This is a genomic window from Paraburkholderia youngii, assembly GCF_013366925.1.
Lineage (GTDB): Bacteria > Pseudomonadota > Gammaproteobacteria > Burkholderiales > Burkholderiaceae > Paraburkholderia > Paraburkholderia youngii.
Map to the genome: position 1 here is coordinate 3,794,912 of NZ_JAALDK010000001.1, position 15,752 is coordinate 3,810,663.

Annotated in this window: 20 protein-coding genes and 3 pseudogenes; 13 read left to right on the top strand and 10 right to left on the bottom strand. The window is 60.2% G+C overall.

The window, feature by feature from the left end:
• Positions 1-5: 5 nt before the first annotated feature.
• From G5S42_RS17495 to G5S42_RS17510, 4 genes are all read right to left on the bottom strand, one after another.
• Positions 6-842, bottom strand: a complete 837-nt coding sequence (locus G5S42_RS17495; RefSeq protein WP_176107909.1) for an alpha/beta fold hydrolase — start codon at positions 840-842, stop codon at positions 6-8.
• Between the two features lie 265 nt (positions 843-1,107).
• Positions 1,108-1,395, bottom strand: a complete 288-nt coding sequence (locus tag G5S42_RS17500; protein WP_176107910.1) for a putative quinol monooxygenase — start codon at positions 1,393-1,395, stop codon at positions 1,108-1,110.
• Between the two features lie 34 nt (positions 1,396-1,429).
• Entirely contained in the window at positions 1,430-1,834 is a 405-nt protein-coding gene (locus G5S42_RS17505) for a glycine betaine ABC transporter substrate-binding protein (protein WP_176107911.1), read from the bottom strand.
• Positions 1,835-2,197: 363 nt separating this feature from the next.
• Complete coding sequence (locus G5S42_RS17510; protein ID WP_176107912.1) at positions 2,198-2,443, bottom strand: helix-turn-helix domain-containing protein; 246 nt, start codon at positions 2,441-2,443, stop codon at positions 2,198-2,200.
• 224 nt (positions 2,444-2,667) lie between these two features.
• Between G5S42_RS17510 and G5S42_RS17515 the strand changes: the two genes are divergently transcribed.
• The 12 genes and pseudogenes from G5S42_RS17515 to G5S42_RS17560 all read left to right on the top strand — a co-directional run.
• Positions 2,668-2,991, top strand: a complete 324-nt coding sequence (locus tag G5S42_RS17515) for a hypothetical protein (RefSeq protein ID WP_246392022.1) — start codon at positions 2,668-2,670, stop codon at positions 2,989-2,991.
• A 253-nt stretch (positions 2,992-3,244) separates the two neighbouring features.
• Positions 3,245-3,496 carry a hypothetical protein gene (locus G5S42_RS17520; protein ID WP_176107914.1) on the top strand — a complete coding sequence of 84 codons (252 nt, stop codon included), beginning with the start codon at positions 3,245-3,247 and terminating at the stop codon, positions 3,494-3,496.
• On the top strand, positions 3,493-3,663 hold the full coding sequence (locus tag G5S42_RS43830; protein WP_217709909.1) for a hypothetical protein: 171 nt from the start codon (positions 3,493-3,495) through the stop codon (positions 3,661-3,663). The genes G5S42_RS17520 and G5S42_RS43830 overlap by 4 nt, the downstream gene beginning before the upstream one ends.
• Positions 3,660-4,193 (top strand): 3'-5' exonuclease family protein, encoded by a 534-nt coding sequence (locus G5S42_RS17525; RefSeq protein WP_176107915.1) that lies wholly within the window; start codon positions 3,660-3,662, stop codon positions 4,191-4,193. Before G5S42_RS43830 ends, G5S42_RS17525 begins: the two co-directional genes overlap by 4 nt.
• A gap of 85 nt (positions 4,194-4,278) precedes the next feature.
• A pseudogene (locus G5S42_RS45760) lies at positions 4,279-4,482 on the top strand (helix-turn-helix transcriptional regulator); the annotation flags it as partial.
• Between the two features lie 371 nt (positions 4,483-4,853).
• Positions 4,854-5,090 carry a hypothetical protein gene (locus G5S42_RS44350; protein ID WP_246392023.1) on the top strand — a complete coding sequence of 79 codons (237 nt, stop codon included), beginning with the start codon at positions 4,854-4,856 and terminating at the stop codon, positions 5,088-5,090.
• A 128-nt stretch (positions 5,091-5,218) separates the two neighbouring features.
• A complete protein-coding gene (locus G5S42_RS17535) occupies positions 5,219-5,755 on the top strand; it encodes a type II toxin-antitoxin system CcdA family antitoxin (protein WP_176110554.1) in 537 nt (178 codons plus the stop codon).
• Entirely contained in the window at positions 5,671-6,117 is a 447-nt protein-coding gene (locus G5S42_RS17540; protein ID WP_176107917.1) for a hypothetical protein, read from the top strand. The genes G5S42_RS17535 and G5S42_RS17540 overlap by 85 nt, the downstream gene beginning before the upstream one ends.
• A 127-nt stretch (positions 6,118-6,244) precedes the next feature.
• Positions 6,245-6,496, top strand: coding sequence for a hypothetical protein (locus G5S42_RS17545; protein ID WP_176107918.1), 252 nt, complete (start codon positions 6,245-6,247; stop codon positions 6,494-6,496).
• A gap of 3 nt (positions 6,497-6,499) precedes the next feature.
• A complete protein-coding gene (locus G5S42_RS17550; protein WP_246392024.1) occupies positions 6,500-6,838 on the top strand; it encodes a hypothetical protein in 339 nt (112 codons plus the stop codon).
• Positions 6,839-7,170: 332 nt separating this feature from the next.
• Complete coding sequence (locus G5S42_RS45765) at positions 7,171-7,470, top strand: group II intron maturase-specific domain-containing protein (protein WP_176107919.1); 300 nt, start codon at positions 7,171-7,173, stop codon at positions 7,468-7,470.
• Positions 7,471-7,546: 76 nt separating this feature from the next.
• Positions 7,547-7,990, top strand: a pseudogene (locus tag G5S42_RS17560) (IS5 family transposase); the annotation flags it as partial.
• A gap of 389 nt (positions 7,991-8,379) precedes the next feature.
• Here G5S42_RS17560 and G5S42_RS17565 read toward each other — a convergent pair.
• From G5S42_RS17565 to G5S42_RS17590, 6 genes and pseudogenes are all read right to left on the bottom strand, one after another.
• Positions 8,380-9,477 carry an outer membrane protein assembly factor BamB family protein gene (locus G5S42_RS17565; RefSeq protein ID WP_176107920.1) on the bottom strand — a complete coding sequence of 366 codons (1,098 nt, stop codon included), beginning with the start codon at positions 9,475-9,477 and terminating at the stop codon, positions 8,380-8,382.
• 293 nt (positions 9,478-9,770) lie between these two features.
• A complete protein-coding gene (locus G5S42_RS17570) occupies positions 9,771-10,211 on the bottom strand; it encodes a hypothetical protein (protein WP_176107921.1) in 441 nt (146 codons plus the stop codon).
• Between the two features lie 760 nt (positions 10,212-10,971).
• A protein-coding gene (locus G5S42_RS17575) for an IS3 family transposase (protein WP_176107922.1) occupies positions 10,972-12,155 on the bottom strand; the annotation gives its coding sequence in 2 pieces (ribosomal slippage) (positions 10,972-11,888 and positions 11,888-12,155; 1,185 coding nt in all).
• Positions 12,040-13,008 (bottom strand): DMT family transporter, encoded by a 969-nt coding sequence (locus G5S42_RS17580; protein WP_217709911.1) that lies wholly within the window; start codon positions 13,006-13,008, stop codon positions 12,040-12,042. Before G5S42_RS17580 ends, G5S42_RS17575 begins: the two co-directional genes overlap by 116 nt.
• A gap of 402 nt (positions 13,009-13,410) precedes the next feature.
• Positions 13,411-14,563, bottom strand: a pseudogene (gene prpF / locus G5S42_RS17585) (2-methylaconitate cis-trans isomerase PrpF).
• A 55-nt stretch (positions 14,564-14,618) separates the two neighbouring features.
• Positions 14,619-15,272: a TetR/AcrR family transcriptional regulator gene (locus G5S42_RS17590; RefSeq protein ID WP_176107923.1), complete on the bottom strand. Its 654-nt coding sequence runs from the start codon at positions 15,270-15,272 to the stop codon at positions 14,619-14,621.
• 217 nt (positions 15,273-15,489) lie between these two features.
• Here G5S42_RS17590 and G5S42_RS17595 point away from each other — a divergent pair, with 217 nt between their 5' ends.
• On the top strand, positions 15,490-15,726 hold the full coding sequence (locus G5S42_RS17595; RefSeq protein WP_176107924.1) for a hypothetical protein: 237 nt from the start codon (positions 15,490-15,492) through the stop codon (positions 15,724-15,726).
• Positions 15,727-15,752 lie beyond the last annotated feature (26 nt).

Consider the following 15,752-nt stretch of genomic DNA (forward strand, 5'->3'; position numbering starts at 1 on the left):
TATTTTTAGGATTGCACGAACGCCAGCAAATCTGCGTTAAGGGTATCCGCGTTGATTGTCAGCATGCCGTGCGAGAAGCCGGGGTAGGTCTTGAGCGTGCCGTTCTTGAGCAACTTGATGGACTTAAGCGCCGCATCGCCGATGGGTACGATCTGATCGTCTTCGCCATGCAGAACGAGCGTCGGGACGGTGATGGCCTTCAGGTCTTCGGTTTGGTCCGTCTCCGAAAATGCCTTGATGCCTTCGTAGTGCGCTTTTGCGCCACCCATCATCCCTTGCCGCCACCAGTTCTGGATCACGCCTTGGTGCACCGTTGCGCCGGCACGGTTGAACCCATAAAAAGGACCCGCCGGAACGTCGAGGAAGAATTGAGCGCGATTGTCGGCGAGGGCCTTGCGGAAGCCGTCGAAAACTTCGATGGGCAAGCCTTCGGGATTCGCTTCGGTCTTGAGCATGAGCGGAGGGACCGCGCTCACTAGAACGGCCTTCGCGACACGCCCTGCGGGTTCACCATGCTTCGCTACGTAACGTGCCACCTCGCCACCGCCGGTTGAGTGACCAATATGCACCGCATTGCGAAGGTCGAGCGCTTCGGCCACGGCAAACGCGTCCGCGGCGTAATGGTCCATGTCGTGCCCTTCGGAGACCTGCGACGACCGTCCGTGGCCGCGCCGGTCATGCGCAACAACGCGGTAGCTTTTCTGGACGAAGAAGAGCATTTGAGCGTCCCAGTCGTCCGAAGACAAAGGCCAGCCGTGATGGAAGACGATGGGCTGCGCATCCTTGGGGCCCCAGTCCTTGTAGAAAATTTCGACGTTGTCCTTCGTAGTGACGTACGGCATGGTCATTTTCCTCTTGAGGTTGCATTGAAAGTTGGCCGGCCATCATCTTCCAGCATTCGTCCAACGGCTTTCATTCTCGATAAGTCAGCTATGAGAAGTTAGTCAAAGGCGCCGCACAGTGGCGTCGCTTTACCGGAATCATCAGATAGATCGCACAATACAAAAAGCATCAGGCAGTGAATTCATCTTCAAAGAAATCATTGGTAATCCCGCTGCCATAACGAATGTGGCCGGTGTGCGTCCCGTGTCATGTGCGATTTTCCCTTCATGCAATCCTGACGAGATGCGAGACTTCGAGCGTCGCGCGGCCCTCCAGCGTGCTCGCGAGTTTTCTGAACGCGGGTGCATTTGCGTGTTGTGCAAGCGCGCCGGCATCGCTCCAGCGCTCGATCATGACGAAGCGGTTGGGGTCGTTCGTATCGCGATGAAGATCGTACTGTTCGCAGCCGGGCTCTTCCCGCACGGCGCGTACCGCTTCTTCAAGTGCCTGCATAACGGTAGCGGCATGCTCGGGCGCCGCGGCAATAGTGGCAACGATGATCTTGGCAGTCATGGAATACTTTAGAGAAGTTTAAAGAAAGACGTCGTCATACGCGATCCAGCCAGATGTCCGCGGCTTCGAGCGGAGATTTGCCTTCGCGGCAGATAAGAAAATCGAGTTCACTCACCACATCGTTGGCGAGATTTAGCTTGGTCAGTGTCTCGACTAGCGTTGGCGAGATGCGCGCAACGCAGTCCTCATGCGCGATGAGGGTCGCCCGGTCACTGCCGCGCAATAGACCTCGGGGTTCCGCTAGCTCGCGGATCCGGTAGCGATAGTGGAGAAACTGCGGCTTCCAAAGCGGCACTACGATCCAAGCGCCCTCTGCGACGGCTGCCTCGAAACGGCCGTAGTACGCCTCCTTGGTTCCGGTTTCCAAGTGATAGCCTAGCGGGTCGAGTCCGTACTGCTGCACGATCTCCACGGAGAAGCGGCTGAATCCGAGAATCACGCTGAGAGAGCCGTCCAGCGAGGAAAATATCAAAACATCATAGGCAGCTTTTAGGAAAATACACTCAGAATCTCGCGTATTTTACATAATTGTTTTTAGCGACTTTTATGTCGTAATCCTAAGTAAATTTTTCGAAATGAGGAGTTCGCTTGAGAGTAGCGAACACGGCGATCGGGGCTTGGGATGTCATGACCTGTACCAGCGCAATCAGGCAAGGCGATATATCCGCGAGTGTCAGCGCACCGGCAATTGGTTGTGCTGGCCTAGCTCCGCCACATGGAAGCTCTCCACGTCTGCGTGAGGTAGCGTGGGACCCGGCTTGCACACCGCCGTCGCACGGCGTGTTTGTCTCTGGCCCCCGCGTCAAAGACCAGCCGCCTTGAGAAGCCTAGATGGCGAAATGTCCAGCGCATCAGCAATCCGGATGAGGTTAAGGATCGACAGATTGCGCTCCCCGCGCTCGATTCGCCCCATATGACTTCGATCGATTCCAGTTGCGTGGGCAAGCGCTTCCTGGGAGACCCCGAATTCCTGACGGCGCGCGCGCACTGTCGCGCCGATGGCCGCCAGATGTCCCGAATCGTCCAGTTTGACCGATACCCTTTGCATCCTACGATGGTCGCGGTATGATGACCATTTGGCCACGGCATTTACGACCCATTTCTCCAATTGCTGTTGGTCTTCCGGATCTTTTGCATATGTTTTTGATTCAGGCTGAGAACGTCCTTCCGCTTCAATCGGCAGTGGCTGGGGCAGATGTGTGTGCGGTAGCGGAGCAGTGGACTCCGGGTGACCTGTTGGTCCTACGCGTGGCGAGTACAGGGGCTCGGGAGATGCCGAGCGTGATCTGGATGGATCTGACGGCCGGTGCAGGTTCACTGGACCAGTTCGTTGACGGAGAAGCCACAGTACGTGGGGCCGCGCTGGTGAGCACGCGGCTCTCACGGCCGGCTGAGGAGTGGTATCTCGAACCGCTCAGCGAGATCCGCATCGGGGCGACGGAATTCAGTGAGCAGGACAGGAAGCTGTTTTCGGTGACGCAATTCACCACGGCAGCGGGACGCAAATTCTCAGTCCCATATGCCGTCGCGACGCGCCCGGCGCGCGGCAGGCGAGTTTGGCGCGCGAAAGCGCAGGGGGCCCAGGCCAACTGCTGAGCGGGGCTGGCAGTGGACGCGCATCGGCACACGAGATCGGGCATGGCCATTCAGGAAATGGACAGCGGTGTGCCGCGACCATCTGGTGCAGACTGATCCAGTGCTTGGCATGAGTGCGCTGGCAGTCCTCACAAAATTGCAGATGCAGCTAGCCGCAATGTGCAGGCCGGACGCAAGCTGGCCGTGATAATCCGCCTTATCGCGGCCAGCGTGTACTCGCCGCCTCCAAAGGGGCATCCCCCAGGAAAATGACATGAGTCGACGCAGCAAACGGCCGGCGCTGCTGCCCGACGAAACCGGGCAGTTGCGCGCGCGGCTGCGGCGCTTCGCGCTCGCGACCTGCGACGACGCCACCCGCGCCTCCAGAACCGCGACGATCCCGTTTCCGGAGCACGTGAGCGTACTCGCCGGTCCGCTGCGCCGCGTGCGTCCGCCGGGTACGGAGCCGGCGCGGGCTCACAGCAACGCCGGAGAGCCAGGCCAGGATGACGAGGACAGTCAATGAAGCACCCCAACGCGGGGGCGACGGTCATTGGCGCGGATCACACCGTGCGGGGCTGTCTAGGCCGGTTCAATCTAAGCAGGAGCAAACAGATGCTGAATGTCGAATGGACCGGCCACGGCGATGGGCCGGTGCGTCCCGGTCACGCGAGGATGCGCGCGCGGCCATGACCGATACCCGCTATCACGGCGCGCTGGTGTATCCCATCCCGACCGGGGATGCCCCCAGCTGGGACAACCGCTACTTCATCGACACCGAGTTCACCGATTTCCAGCGTTGCCAGCTGATCAGTCTCGCGGTCGTCGGCGAGAACGGGAACGAGTTCTATGGCGAGCGTACCGATTTAGACCGGACACTGTGCAGCGACTTTGTCCGCACCGTGGTGCTGCCGCAACTCGGCGAGTTCGAGGGGCGCGCAATGCCGTTCGCAGCACTGCGCGAGGCATTGCGCGCCTGGCTCGCGGACATCCCGGGCGATGGGGCGCCGTTGCTCTGTTACGACTACGGGACGGACCTGAACCTGTTCCGGTTTCTGCTGGGTGGCCCGCTACCGCGCGGCTGGCGGATCGAGAATATCGCGGACCGTCGCGACCGGGAGCGGCGCGCCGCCTATTTCGTCCAGCAGGGCGGCGAACATCACGCGCTGCATGACGCGCGGGCCAATGCGTACGCCTTTGCCGGCGGAAGGCGGCGGATGTGATGTGGCCGCGGGAGGGCCATGTGCATGCAGCCGGACACATGCCTCGTATCTGCGAACATTGCAGGGACTACGGCAGGAGATCAGGATGACCGGGGAGCGCGAGTGGGTTCCGCGAACCGACGCGGCTCAGATTGCGCAGCGCCTGCGTGAACGCCGGGAAGCGTCGGGGATGACGCAGCCCGAACTCGCACGCAAGGTGGGCGTGGCCAGATCGACCTACGTGCACTGGGAGAGGGGAAGGCTGCCTGGCACCCTTGCGACAGCGACGGTGAACGCCCTGGAAGCCGCCCTGCAGGTGCCGCAAGGATGGTTGCTCCGCCATGGGATGCTGCCGTTCCCGGACCTGGGGTTCGACGCGGCAAATGCGGCGCCCCACGAAAGTGGGCGGGATCTCCTGCAGGCGCGGATTCCCCGGGCCCGGTGCCAGGAGCTCGGCCCGCACGCACGGCGGCTGGGCGAGGAACTGGGCTTGACCGTTGCGGAGGTGGCGCGAGCTTGTGCAGTGAGCCATCCCACGCTGTCGCAGTGGGAGCAGGCGACGTTTCCCAAGGTGCTCACCGCGCAGCGCCTTCGCGCCTGGGAGCGTGCACTCCTGCTTGCGCCAGGGGAATTGCTCGCGCCTCCGGCGTCGCATCCCCGGTTTGCGATGGCCGGTGGCGCGTGCTCAACGAGGCTCAAACGCTCGAAGCCGCGATCCATGGCGTTGCGGCCTGTCTGGCCACGCGCGGCCGCAACCTGGTCGGGCCGGAACAGCCGCTGGACAAGGCAGCCAGCCGGAATGCCGACCTGCTTGGTCACCGCTATGGCATTGGCGCGCACCGCCACTGGCCCCTGGTCGACGTCGCCGTCTCGTACGGAATGGCGCGCGCGGATGTACACAAAGCCGTGCACGCCTGATCGCGCGGTCGGCGCAGTTCGCGTTCGAGATCCCGGTGCTGGACTCCATCATTGGGGCGGGGGGCTTTTCGTCAGCGAGTGCAGCCGTCGATGACCGCGTGCGTGAGCTGCTGGGGCCGTCGCTGTCGATGGCGCGCGCTGCGGCATTCGCCGACGAGATATTGTCCCGGCGGACCACCGGCGCTGATCTCAGTAGGTCGGTGAGCTGCGCCAGCATCACGACGCAATCGGCGAAGGCTCCGCTGGTCCAGGGTGTCCTGCCTGAAGTGCAGGAACGTGGCCTCGACATATCGCACGTGGCGGAAGCTGCAGTTGGCAGGGTCGCGGCCGAAAAGCGCGCGGCGGAATGGCTGAAGGAGAACGCGGAAGCGATCGAAAGCTCCAACGCTTACGTGGAACAGCACGGGCTTCCACTTGAAATGTACCGGAAGTTCCGAGGGAGCCTTCCGCTGTCTTTCCGGATGCACGGGGTGGAGTGGCCGCCTGGTATTGCGCCGATCGCGACGCATGTATCAGGTCTCTCGATGTCAGTCCGCGGGACAGCGGCGCCGGATGAGACGGTTACCAAAAGGAGAGGCGGATGCTTCGAATCACTGTTGAATTGCTGCCCGGCGGACAGGAAAAGGGAAAGCGCGTCATCGCGACGGCGGATATCGCGCGGGTGAGCGACGGGCCGTTTGGGGCACTCGCGGACTACCGGGTCACCCTGGCGGATGCGATGCTCGGTGAGGTCGGCGAGCGCGCCGTTGTGCGCAGTTATCCACGATTTGCGGGGAGCGTGTGGGACCTCGTGGCCCGCGGGATTGCTGCTGCACTGAACCAGGACACTGAAGCGTTGCCCGCCCGACCGGCGAAACCGGAGGTGCCAGTTCACACCAACGAAGCAGGCTTCCGGTACGTGCGTCTGGAGGAAATCCCCGAGCCGACCCGAACATTCTTTGACCGGAAGCTCGCCGGTTCGGGCATTCCCGATCACGGCTGCGCCTACGCGCATGACTGGTTCGACTTTCTCAACGGTCAGCGCTGATGCCAGAGCCCCATGCGAAAATGACGCGGGGCAGTCTGTGACGCTGCTGACCGCATCCAGTATCTGCAGTGATTGGCCGCCGACAATTAAGGCATCGGCTCAACGCTCCCAAGAGGAGTGGGGATTCATGAGTACCAGGAACCACATCAGGTATCAGTCGAGAGAGGGAGATCAGCCCGGCTGGGATCTCTACACCGAGATTCTTGAGGCGGAGGACGTTGTGTATCTCGAGCTCGACGGTGTTGCCGCTGAAGTCACGATGCTCGGGAACATGGAGCGCGGGCCGGGCACGGTGCTGTTGCGCCTGCCGGTCGACACTGCGAAGCAGCTTGGTCTCGTGCCGCCGGACTGGGAAACGTCGGACTGGGGAAAGGGATAGGTCATGCGTGAATACCAGGACAGGACGGTGCGGGAGGTCGCGGCTTGCACATGCGACCGCTGCGGCCGGCGCATGACACCTGTTGATGACCAGTGGGAGTGGTACGAAAAGGTGTCGCTCGACTGGCGTGGTGGCTTTGGCTCGGTTTTCGGCGATGGCGCCCATATGAGCCTTGATCTTTGCCAGCAGTGCGTACGCGATACGCTGGGACCGTGGCTACGGGTCGATCCGCCTTCCGCACCGGACGGCTCAATTCAGGCCCTGAAAGGCGTCGTGCCCCGACCCGATGCACCGGTGTCTGTCGACCGGATGAATCCCTGGGACTTCCACGAGCACGAATAGAGGTCTTACCGCCCGATGCGGCTTCGCGCGCCGCTCAGACTGCCGATCGTGGATTGCCGTTTCTCACGGGGCGTCTCGAACTCATCGTCGAGACGCTCAGGCGGCTGGTTACCTTCGGTTGGACAAGTTAGCCCTATCGCTCAACGAGTCTTGTCGACCGCATCGCCGCCGGTGCGACGTGGGGGGTTTAAGCGCAGGTAACAAGATGAACCGGTCGTTTCGTGACGGCGCCCCAGAGGCAGCAGGTCGGCCAAAGCCGACGCTCGCCGAACCGGCAGTGTGCGGCGGGTCCAGGCCGCTTTGCTGACCTCTGTTGATGCGCCTTGAAGCGGATGCGGCAGACTGTGCGAAGGTGGCGGCTGAATAGACAGACCCATGTCCCGATTGCCGACCTGGCGATGCTATACATCCCAGTGATACAAGGGTGGTGGAACTACTATGGTGCGTTTTACCAGACGGCCGTGCTTCGTTTCTTTCAGCACATCGATCGTGCGCTTGAACGTTGGGCGCGGCGAAAGTACAAGGCTCTTCACGGTCGCCATCGACGTAGTGTGGAGTGCGTGCGCAAGATGCAGGTCGCCAGCCCAACGTTGTTCCATCATTGGCGTGTCGCCGGACCAAAGGTTGGATAACGGGAGCCGTATGACGCGAGAGTGTCACGTACGGTTCTGCGAGAGGCTCGGGGTGGGACTCCCCGAGCCTACTCACCACTTTGGGATGAAAGCGCACATTGGCGTGGACCAAGAGTCGGGCCTAGTCCATACCGTGATCGGCACAGCGGCCAACGTTCATGACATCAATGCGGCCGAAGCGTTGTTGCACGGCCGAGAAACGGATGTGTCCGCCGACGCCGGCTACCGAGGTATCGAAAAGCGCTGCCAGGAGAACCCGGTTCGCTGGCATGTCGCGATGCGACCAGGCAGGCGTAGACAACTGGACCTGAACGATCGTCTGGACGCGATATTCGACCAGATTGATCGCCTGAAGGCCGGCATCCGCGCCAAGGTTGAACATCCGTTCCGCGTGCTCAAGCAGCAGTTTGGCTATACGAAGACCCGGTACCGAGGGTTGATGAAGAACACCGCGCAGATCACGACACTGTTTGCGCTGGGCAACCTGTGGATGGCACGCAAGGCTTTACGCAAAGCTTGAAACGCTCGGGGATTAAGGCCGCGAGTCTCGGCAAACAGAGGTCGTCATGCTTGGAAAGCCGGACGCCCAACCTGCCAGCAGACTCTTACGGCAGATACGACCAAAGTGGCAAAAGATCAGTGCTCCGAAAACGAGTTGTGCAGAACTTCCTTAGCACTTTGCCCCTTCGTTCATGGCCATCGCCGTTTATCGTTTGCCTGATTCTGGGATCCCGGCGCCGCATGAAGGGGCGACTACAGCTTGTAGATCATCCGTTCGTTCATTCTCGAACTGGTACAACGCCATGAGCGCGCCCTCAGCGAGATAGCGACCGCCTTGAGGACTGGGCGACCTTCGGCAACGAGCAAAAACCGGCAGGGCGAGAACCTTGGGCGGGCTGACGCGGTTCGTCAAAACCACGCGAACCTAGGGCTGTTGAGTATCCCCGATGGCGACAACTGAGTCTCATTGAGCGCGCCCGTCTCTGGGTCAACAAAAATCAGTCGGCCGTCTTGTGTTCCGACGACCACGCCCCCCCAGCCATATGCAATCGGATCCGTGACCGTCTCGCCTGATCCAGTGTTGAGCGAGCCCGAAGTCCAGACATGAGCGCCCGTTTTCGCATCGAGCCCCACCATAAAGACGTCTCCCGTGCTGCCTTGTCCAGCGGCGAAAACGACCACTTTTGGTTCGTAACTTGGGTTGTGAAGTAGGGGGACGCCAGGAAAAACGATTGGGGACGAGACCTTCCACAAAATCTCTCCCCCTGTCGCATCAAAGGCGTAGACGTTGCTGTCGAAACCTGTGGCATAAACAACATTGCCGGCGACGAACGGGCGATTGAAATTGTCATGGGCGACGTTGACGCTCTCCCAAACTAGCGAACCGTCGACGACAGACCTGGCGCGCAAACTGTTGGTATTCAAGTCGGCGTAGTAGACGGTCTCACCAATTACCGTATGTCCGGTGAGAGGATATTCGTCTAGGCTCCAAATCAGCGCACCCGTTTGCGGGTCCAAGGCCTGAAGAGATGGTGCGTCGATCGTTCCGACAATCAAGCGATACGGTTGGCCCAGTTGGAAGGCAAGCGATGCTCGAAACTGCACGCTACCGCCCATTTGCCTCACCCACTTGACGGCGCCGGTGTCGTCGTCAAGTGCGAACATCGATCCCTGTCCGGGTGGTGTCCAGTCTGTGCCTGTGCCGACGTACAGAACGCCATCCGCGTGTGCCAACTCGCCCGTCATCGCCTCGCCAACGCTAAATATCGCAGGATCCGATAGAGGGACCCCGGGCACCAGTTCGGTAATAACAGGAGGGCCGAACTTATAGATCGTGCCATCGGCTGCACCGGCATAGACCCGATGGTACGGTTCGCTCGATCGTCCAACAGGGCGAGGTGACGCAACAAGCCCAAAGTCGTTGCTTGCGTGAGTATCGCCAAAGTCGACGTTGTCCAGAAAAAGGCGACCGCTCGTGATATACAGAAAGCCGGATATATGCGCCATAATCGCTCTCCTTGCCTGCTAACGTCGCTCAATACTTCCGACGCATTGTTACGGTTCTCGCGAATCGACGGTACAGTAATTCAACGCTCCCTTCGGCTGGAGCAAAGACTAGGCTGCACTCAGGATAGGTCATTCTCGACGGAGTAGAGAGAGATGGACGGATTGGCGCTGGATCCTGGCGAACGTGGCGCACTCCGTTAGTGCTGCAGGTACACGTCTGTCGGTGGGCGGGCGTCACACTCGTTCGAACAGTCGCCCTCCAGAGGCACAGAGTGCGAAAGCCGCTTCGGATTTCAAACTGCAGCTATCCACAATGGATAGCCGAATAGCGCGTAGCCAGGTCGGGGTTCGTCGGTCCCTCCGGCATGAGCGGGACCGACTTCCCGCATGCGATAGAGCGTTTCGATTTTCCTGGGCGACGATGCCACGCAGCCCAGTTCCTTTGTCGCAAGTATCGGGTCAGAAGCGAAGGCATGCCACTCGGGAGACCAATCAAGCGCATCGGAATCCAGCGAGTTGTCGCGGTCGGAACCGACGCGTAAGCCAAGCACTTTCAGTTTCGCCACAAGCGAACTGGCGAGTAGTTTGTCGCGGGCACAATGAACGAACGCCTCCAACAACGTATATCCGGTGGTGCCCTCATCGTTAGTCCAAACTGGCTTGTCAGGGGCGGACACGTCCTCCAGAAGCCAAAGCGTGTCGCTACGCTGTTCTTCGATGACTGTGTAAGACACCCATAAGATGAGGCTTTCGCCGCTCTCGGCGGTACCGGGCGGCCTTCATGTAAGGCAGAACAGTCACGACGATAAGCACAAACAGGCGCTTATAGAATCGCGGCGGCTCAAAACAAGCTGGGTGTAGGTTTCCAGGACTGGACGATCCGCTTTGTCCTCCCGCCATTGGTCAGCTATTCATGGGTTCTCCTCGATAACAGTCGCCGTGATCGCGTGACCGGCATTCTGATTTGTGGCCCTCCAGATTCCTGTCTTACGAAGCTATGTGCGCGTGATCGCGTTTAACTCCTGCCGGTCAGCGAGCAGGGAAACATGCCGTTGGAGCGGCTGCATTACTACCCGCAAGCTGACAGACGGGGCTACGTGCACAATTCGGCCAAAGCTGACATTTGGTGCGCACTGGGATTCATGTCAGTAATCCGGCGGATTGCCGACTGTGGAGGCATCGAGCGGCCACGCGGCAGCTTGCCGGATCAGCAAACTCACACTCCCGATCGACAACGGCCGGCCCGCAGCGAACCCGACGACAGCTGGCGGGTAGTGCAGCCAATCCAGCGGGGATTGCCGGCGGCCTGGGAGTCATATCCCGTTCAAAATCCCGCAAAACAACAAGCAAGAAAGGTGACTACTGGCCTCGAGGTGAGGCATGCACGACCATTGTGCCGATTCCACTGATCGCGATTACAGCCATCCCTACGATAGTCCACAAGTCTGGAATCTTGACCTTGCCCCCGTTTGACGAATCCCATAGCTGAGGGAATTATGCGGCTTCGCCTTGCTGAGCCGCGAACCAGTTCTTCTCGAAATTCATGGGGCTGACGTAGTCGAGTGTCGAGTGCAACCGTCGTGCATTGTAAAAGCCCAGCCAATCAATTACTTCATCCATTGCGGCACGCCGTGTAGCGAAGTGCCGGCCATGCATGCGTGCTACCTTCAGCGAACCCCACAGACTTTCGGTCGGCGCGTTATCCCAACAATCGCCGCGTCGGCTCATCGACGAGCGCATGCCATAGGCCTTCAAGGTGTCCTGAAACAGGCCGCTGCAATACTGGGCGCCCCTGTCGCTATGTACAATTACGCCAGCTTCCGGGCGGCGCCGGAACCACGCCATGCGCAATGCGTCCGTGACCAGTTCCGCCTTCATGTGCGGCTGCATCGACCAGCCCACCACCTGTCGGCTGAACAGGTCAATGATAACCGCGAGGTACACCCAGCCCTCGGCTGTCGCCAGATAGGTGATATCGCTCGTCCAGACCTGATTCGGGGCAGTTGCAGTGAAGTTGCGCGCAAGCAGATTGGGCGCCACCGGCAAATCGTGGTTCGAGTTCGTCGTCGCGATGTATTTGCGCTTGTGGCGGGCTCGAATGCCATGCCGGGCCATCAGCTTGCGAACCCGCTCCTTGCCCACGCGCACGCCATGCGTGAGTAGTTCCTTCCACATTCGAGGCCAGCCATATTCGCCCCTGACCTGCGCGTGAATCGCCTTGATGTGCGCGACCAGCGCGTCGTCGCTCACGCGACTTCGGTACGGTTTGTCCTGCGCGGTGCGTTGTCGATGCTGATGATATCCGCTGGGACTAACTTCCAGCACTTCGCATAGTACAGAGACCGGCCATTGGCGTCGATTGCGCTCGATGAACGCGTACTTCACATCGACTCCTTGGCGAAGTACGCGGCCGCTTTTTTTAAAATATCTCGCTCCATCTTCAGGCGAGCCACTTCGGCACGCAGCCGCGCCAGTTCCATCTGCTCCGGGCTCACAGGCTTCGTGCCTGCTCCCGCCAACTTGCCTTCCCGGTCAGCCTTCACCCAGTTGTACAGCGTCTGTTCAACCACCCCCAGTGTCCCCGCCACCGCCGCCATGCTTTGCCCGGCCTTGACCAGTCGCACCGCTTCCAGCTTGAACTCGAGCGTGTACTGCGCTCGCTTTGCCTTGCTCGTCATCGTTCTTCTTCTCCTTGCTTGAGTTTACCTGCTCAGCAAGGGATTCGTTTTTCGGGGGCAAGCTCATCTTACCGAACAGCAGCCAGCTAAAAAACGTGGCGAAGGCAAGCTGCGCATAGCCGAACGGAGTCAGCACAGCAAGCGGCGTTCTTCGCAAGGCCTGAAGCATAAGGAGATGACCCGAAGTGGCAAGCGACGCCATCAAAATGACCAATAGCCAGCCTCCCGCCCTTACGTCATGAATTGCGGGAAGAAGAGCAGCTTGATCGACCCATAAAAGCGACGCTAGTGCGATGCTCGCTATCAGGGCTGTGAAGAAATTGGTTGTAACAGGGTCGCCAGCCATCGACAACTTGCTTGAGACAACCTGAAAACACGCAAAAGTTGTGGCAGCCCCTATAGGAAATGCCACTGCCCAACTGAACTGACCGCTTCCGGGCCTGACGACGATCAGCATCCCAATGAAGCCAAGCGTAACCATGAACCACTTTGCCTTGGACACTTCTTCGTTGAGCAGAGTCGCCGCGAGCAGCGTTGAAATGAGTGGTGCCATCATCGCCAGCGACGTGGCGACCGGTAATGCCAACAGGCGCAATCCGGCAAATGTGCAGGCTGAATTGAGAAGCAGGAGAAACGCACGCAACACCTGGAGCCGCAGCGTGCCGATGTGCCCGAAACGACTAATGCCGTGTCTGGCCTGCCAGGCGCCAAGGGCGATTGCCTGAAAGATGTAGCGTCCAAGAAGAATTGCTGTCAACGGGACCGCTGTGCCAATGATCTTGACGACGGAATCACCTGCAGCGAAAGTCGCAGTCGTGACTACCATGAGAGCGACGCCAGCTTCGGCTGTCATGGGGACGTTTGCTAAGCGGCTGAGAACCATACAATCTTCGATGCGGGATGTCTGACGGCGGCGCGTGAGGCCTTGGGAACCTTAAGTCTAGCAGTCCCAAGGGCCTAACCCAATGGGTGAGGGCAGCGGCCGCTGTCGTCGTTGCGCTCAAAGTCGGCCAGCAGCAGGAGTGGGCCGCGGTTACCTGTCTGCATGAAGTGAAAGCTGACGTTTGCCGACGCCAAAGTGCGAATGTCGGCAGAGCGCCCAGAGTCCTGCGAGAAGTCCGTGGGCCCGAAGTGCGGTCACTGATCGAGCAAGATCGACGATAGAACATTCCGCGCGAATTGTGCCTTCGAGGGGGGCCACAAGAAGCGCCGAAGCGAAAGACAATCCCTCAGCAATTCGTCACCCTTTCCTAACTCAATCGCGATTCGGTCGACGCGAGGTCGTCGAAGACGCCACCAGTACGAACCCTTCCATTAGGCGTCGCGCACTGCGGCTCATACTCGCTTTGGTGACCGTCCATGCGCCGTCCTTCTGCTGGGCTTCCGCGCCCACTTCGAGACTGCCCGACGGATGCCCGAAGCGCACCGAAGCCTTAGATCGCGGCACGAGCCGGTTGACGACGGTACCGGGAATACCCGCCGCGACGGCGATCGCCACCGCGCCGGTACCGGTCATCGCGTGATGCAGCTTGCCGATCGAGAAGATGCGGGCGTTGATGTCGAGCGTGTCCGCGTCGATCGGCTTGCCGCTCGATGCGACATAGCTCGCGGGCTTCGAGACGAACGCGAGTTTCGGCGTGTGCGGGCGCAACTGCGTCGCTTCCTCGGCGGTCGCAGTGAGCCCCATGCGCACGGACGCGTGCGAGCGGATCGCCTCCACTTTCTGGAGCAGGGCGCTGTCGCCGTTCACGTCGTGCTGCAATTCGCTGCCTTGCAGTCCGAGCGATGCCGCGTCGATGAAAATGGCCGGATTGCCCGCGTTGATCATCGTCATTTCAATGGGCCCGACGCCGGGCACATCGAGCACGTCGATCGCGTTGCCGGTCGGGAACATCGCGCCGCGGGCATCGTCACTATCGCCGCCGGGGTCGAGGAATTCGATCTTGATCTCCGCAGCCGGAAATGTCACCCCGTCCAGTTCGAAATTGCCTTCCTCGACGACTTCGCCGTTTCTCATCGGCACATGTGCGACGATTTTTGTGCTGATGTTCGCCTGCCAAATCCGCACGATGGCGATGCCATCGCGTGGAGCATCGACGAGGCCTTGTGCAATGGCGAACGGGCCGACGGCGGACGTGAGGTTGCCGCAGTCGCCGGACCAGTCAAGCACCGGTTTTGTCGATCGCGACCTGCCCGAAGCGATAGTCCACGTCGCAATCCCCGCGCGACGATGCCCCGACGATCACGACCTTGCTCGTGCTCGACGTCGCGCCGCCCATGCCGTCCATCTGCTGGCCGTACGGATCAGGGCTGCCGGTCACGCGCATCAGAATTCGGTCGCGCGATGCGACGTCGACGGGCAACCAGTCGTCGCGGAAGAAGCCCCCTTTGCTGGTGCCCCCACGCATGTAGACTGCCTGAATTTTCGATTGACTCAACGTTGCTCACCAGTGATATCGCGATTCACGAAGTCGTCTTGCCGAGCGCAGTCCACACGACGCCTGTCGCCTTGCGAAACGCGGCCAGGTCAGGAGCGTTCCTCCCCGAGCGACGCAGGAAAACGATTAGGCCCTGCCAATGCGAGTAGATCAGCGCACCCCTTATGCGGCACTCCTGCGCGGGTAGATCGGGATTGATCTGGGCGACCAGGCCACTGAAGAGCGACTGGTATTTCTCGCTCACTTCCTCCATCAGTTCCCTTACTTCCGGATGATGTTCGGCGAGGCACCAGCATTCGAGAGCGAACGGACTGATGAGATTGCCGGGGCTAACGAGCGTATTGAATGTCTCATCGAGCACGGCGTGAAGGCGCGCTTCGGGCGTGAGCCGGGCATCTTCTCCCAATTCATGAAAGCGCCTCAGATAGCGTTGTGCTAGTTCCTCGATGGTTGCCTTGAGCAGGGAATCGCGGCTGCCGAAGTAGTGTTGAAGCGTGGCGAGCCGGATGTTCGCCGCCGCTGCGACACCCCGCTGCGTGAACCCGTCGTTTCCCGCGGCCGCGAACACGCTGATCGCCGCCTCGAGGATTTCCGGCACGCGCGTTTCGCGTCGTCCGCGTGGCGCCCCCTTTTTACCCGGTCCCGCCACGTCCGATAGCGCGATCGTCAAATCTTTCATGGTTTCGTCCCGTGTAGTCGCCAGACTGAGTTCCGAAGTGCGTTTGACCTAGAAAGGTTGGTCTTATGACCAATTTCGTTAGATTTTATACCCTGCCAGCTGAAGTTTTAACGGGATTTAGTGGTAAACGCCTAGTCGCAAATTCCTTGTTTGTTGGTCAGTTGACCACTAATATTTGGTCATTGGACCAATAACGTTACGGTCCGGGAGTCGCAAAATGAACGATCGGTCGATGACGTTGCATGGCCTCGTCGAGAAATGGCTGGCGCCGTACCTTGCGGCTCCAGCCCGGGTAGTGCGCCTTGCGCGTGAAGAAGCTGGTTCGCATCGCTGCGTGCGCGTGGAGATCAGCCGCACGTCGCGCAACCTGTCGATGCTGTTTTTTCGCCATGACGATGGCTCCTGGCAGGTCTATCCCCCGCAAAAGGCGCGTCCCTCCATCAATGCGCAGTAAGTTGCGCCCGGCGCATACGCCGCGGC

Bases quoted from the DNA above. Each gene is read 5' to 3' on its own strand.
- G5S42_RS17590 (WP_176107923.1), bottom strand. From the start codon at position 15,272: ATGAAAGATTTGACGATCGCGCTATCGGACGTGGCGGGACCGGGTAAA.
- G5S42_RS17580 (WP_217709911.1), bottom strand. From the start codon at position 13,008: ATGACAGCCGAAGCTGGCGTCGCTCTCATGGTAGTCACGACTGCGACT.
- G5S42_RS17520 (WP_176107914.1), top strand. From the start codon at position 3,245: ATGAGTCGACGCAGCAAACGGCCGGCGCTGCTGCCCGACGAAACCGGG.
- G5S42_RS17595 (WP_176107924.1), top strand. From the start codon at position 15,490: ATGAACGATCGGTCGATGACGTTGCATGGCCTCGTCGAGAAATGGCTG.
- G5S42_RS17525 (WP_176107915.1), top strand. From the start codon at position 3,660: ATGACCGATACCCGCTATCACGGCGCGCTGGTGTATCCCATCCCGACC.
- G5S42_RS17495 (WP_176107909.1), bottom strand. From the start codon at position 842: ATGCCGTACGTCACTACGAAGGACAACGTCGAAATTTTCTACAAGGAC.
- G5S42_RS17515 (WP_246392022.1), top strand. From the start codon at position 2,668: ATGCCGAGCGTGATCTGGATGGATCTGACGGCCGGTGCAGGTTCACTG.
- G5S42_RS17545 (WP_176107918.1), top strand. From the start codon at position 6,245: ATGAGTACCAGGAACCACATCAGGTATCAGTCGAGAGAGGGAGATCAG.
- G5S42_RS17510 (WP_176107912.1), bottom strand. From the start codon at position 2,443: ATGCAAAGGGTATCGGTCAAACTGGACGATTCGGGACATCTGGCGGCC.
- G5S42_RS17535 (WP_176110554.1), top strand. From the start codon at position 5,219: ATGGCGCGCGCTGCGGCATTCGCCGACGAGATATTGTCCCGGCGGACC.
- G5S42_RS45765 (WP_176107919.1), top strand. From the start codon at position 7,171: ATGCGGCAGACTGTGCGAAGGTGGCGGCTGAATAGACAGACCCATGTC.
- G5S42_RS17500 (WP_176107910.1), bottom strand. From the start codon at position 1,395: ATGACTGCCAAGATCATCGTTGCCACTATTGCCGCGGCGCCCGAGCAT.
- G5S42_RS17565 (WP_176107920.1), bottom strand. From the start codon at position 9,477: ATGGCGCATATATCCGGCTTTCTGTATATCACGAGCGGTCGCCTTTTT.
- G5S42_RS17550 (WP_246392024.1), top strand. From the start codon at position 6,500: ATGCGTGAATACCAGGACAGGACGGTGCGGGAGGTCGCGGCTTGCACA.
- G5S42_RS43830 (WP_217709909.1), top strand. From the start codon at position 3,493: ATGAAGCACCCCAACGCGGGGGCGACGGTCATTGGCGCGGATCACACC.
- G5S42_RS17540 (WP_176107917.1), top strand. From the start codon at position 5,671: ATGCTTCGAATCACTGTTGAATTGCTGCCCGGCGGACAGGAAAAGGGA.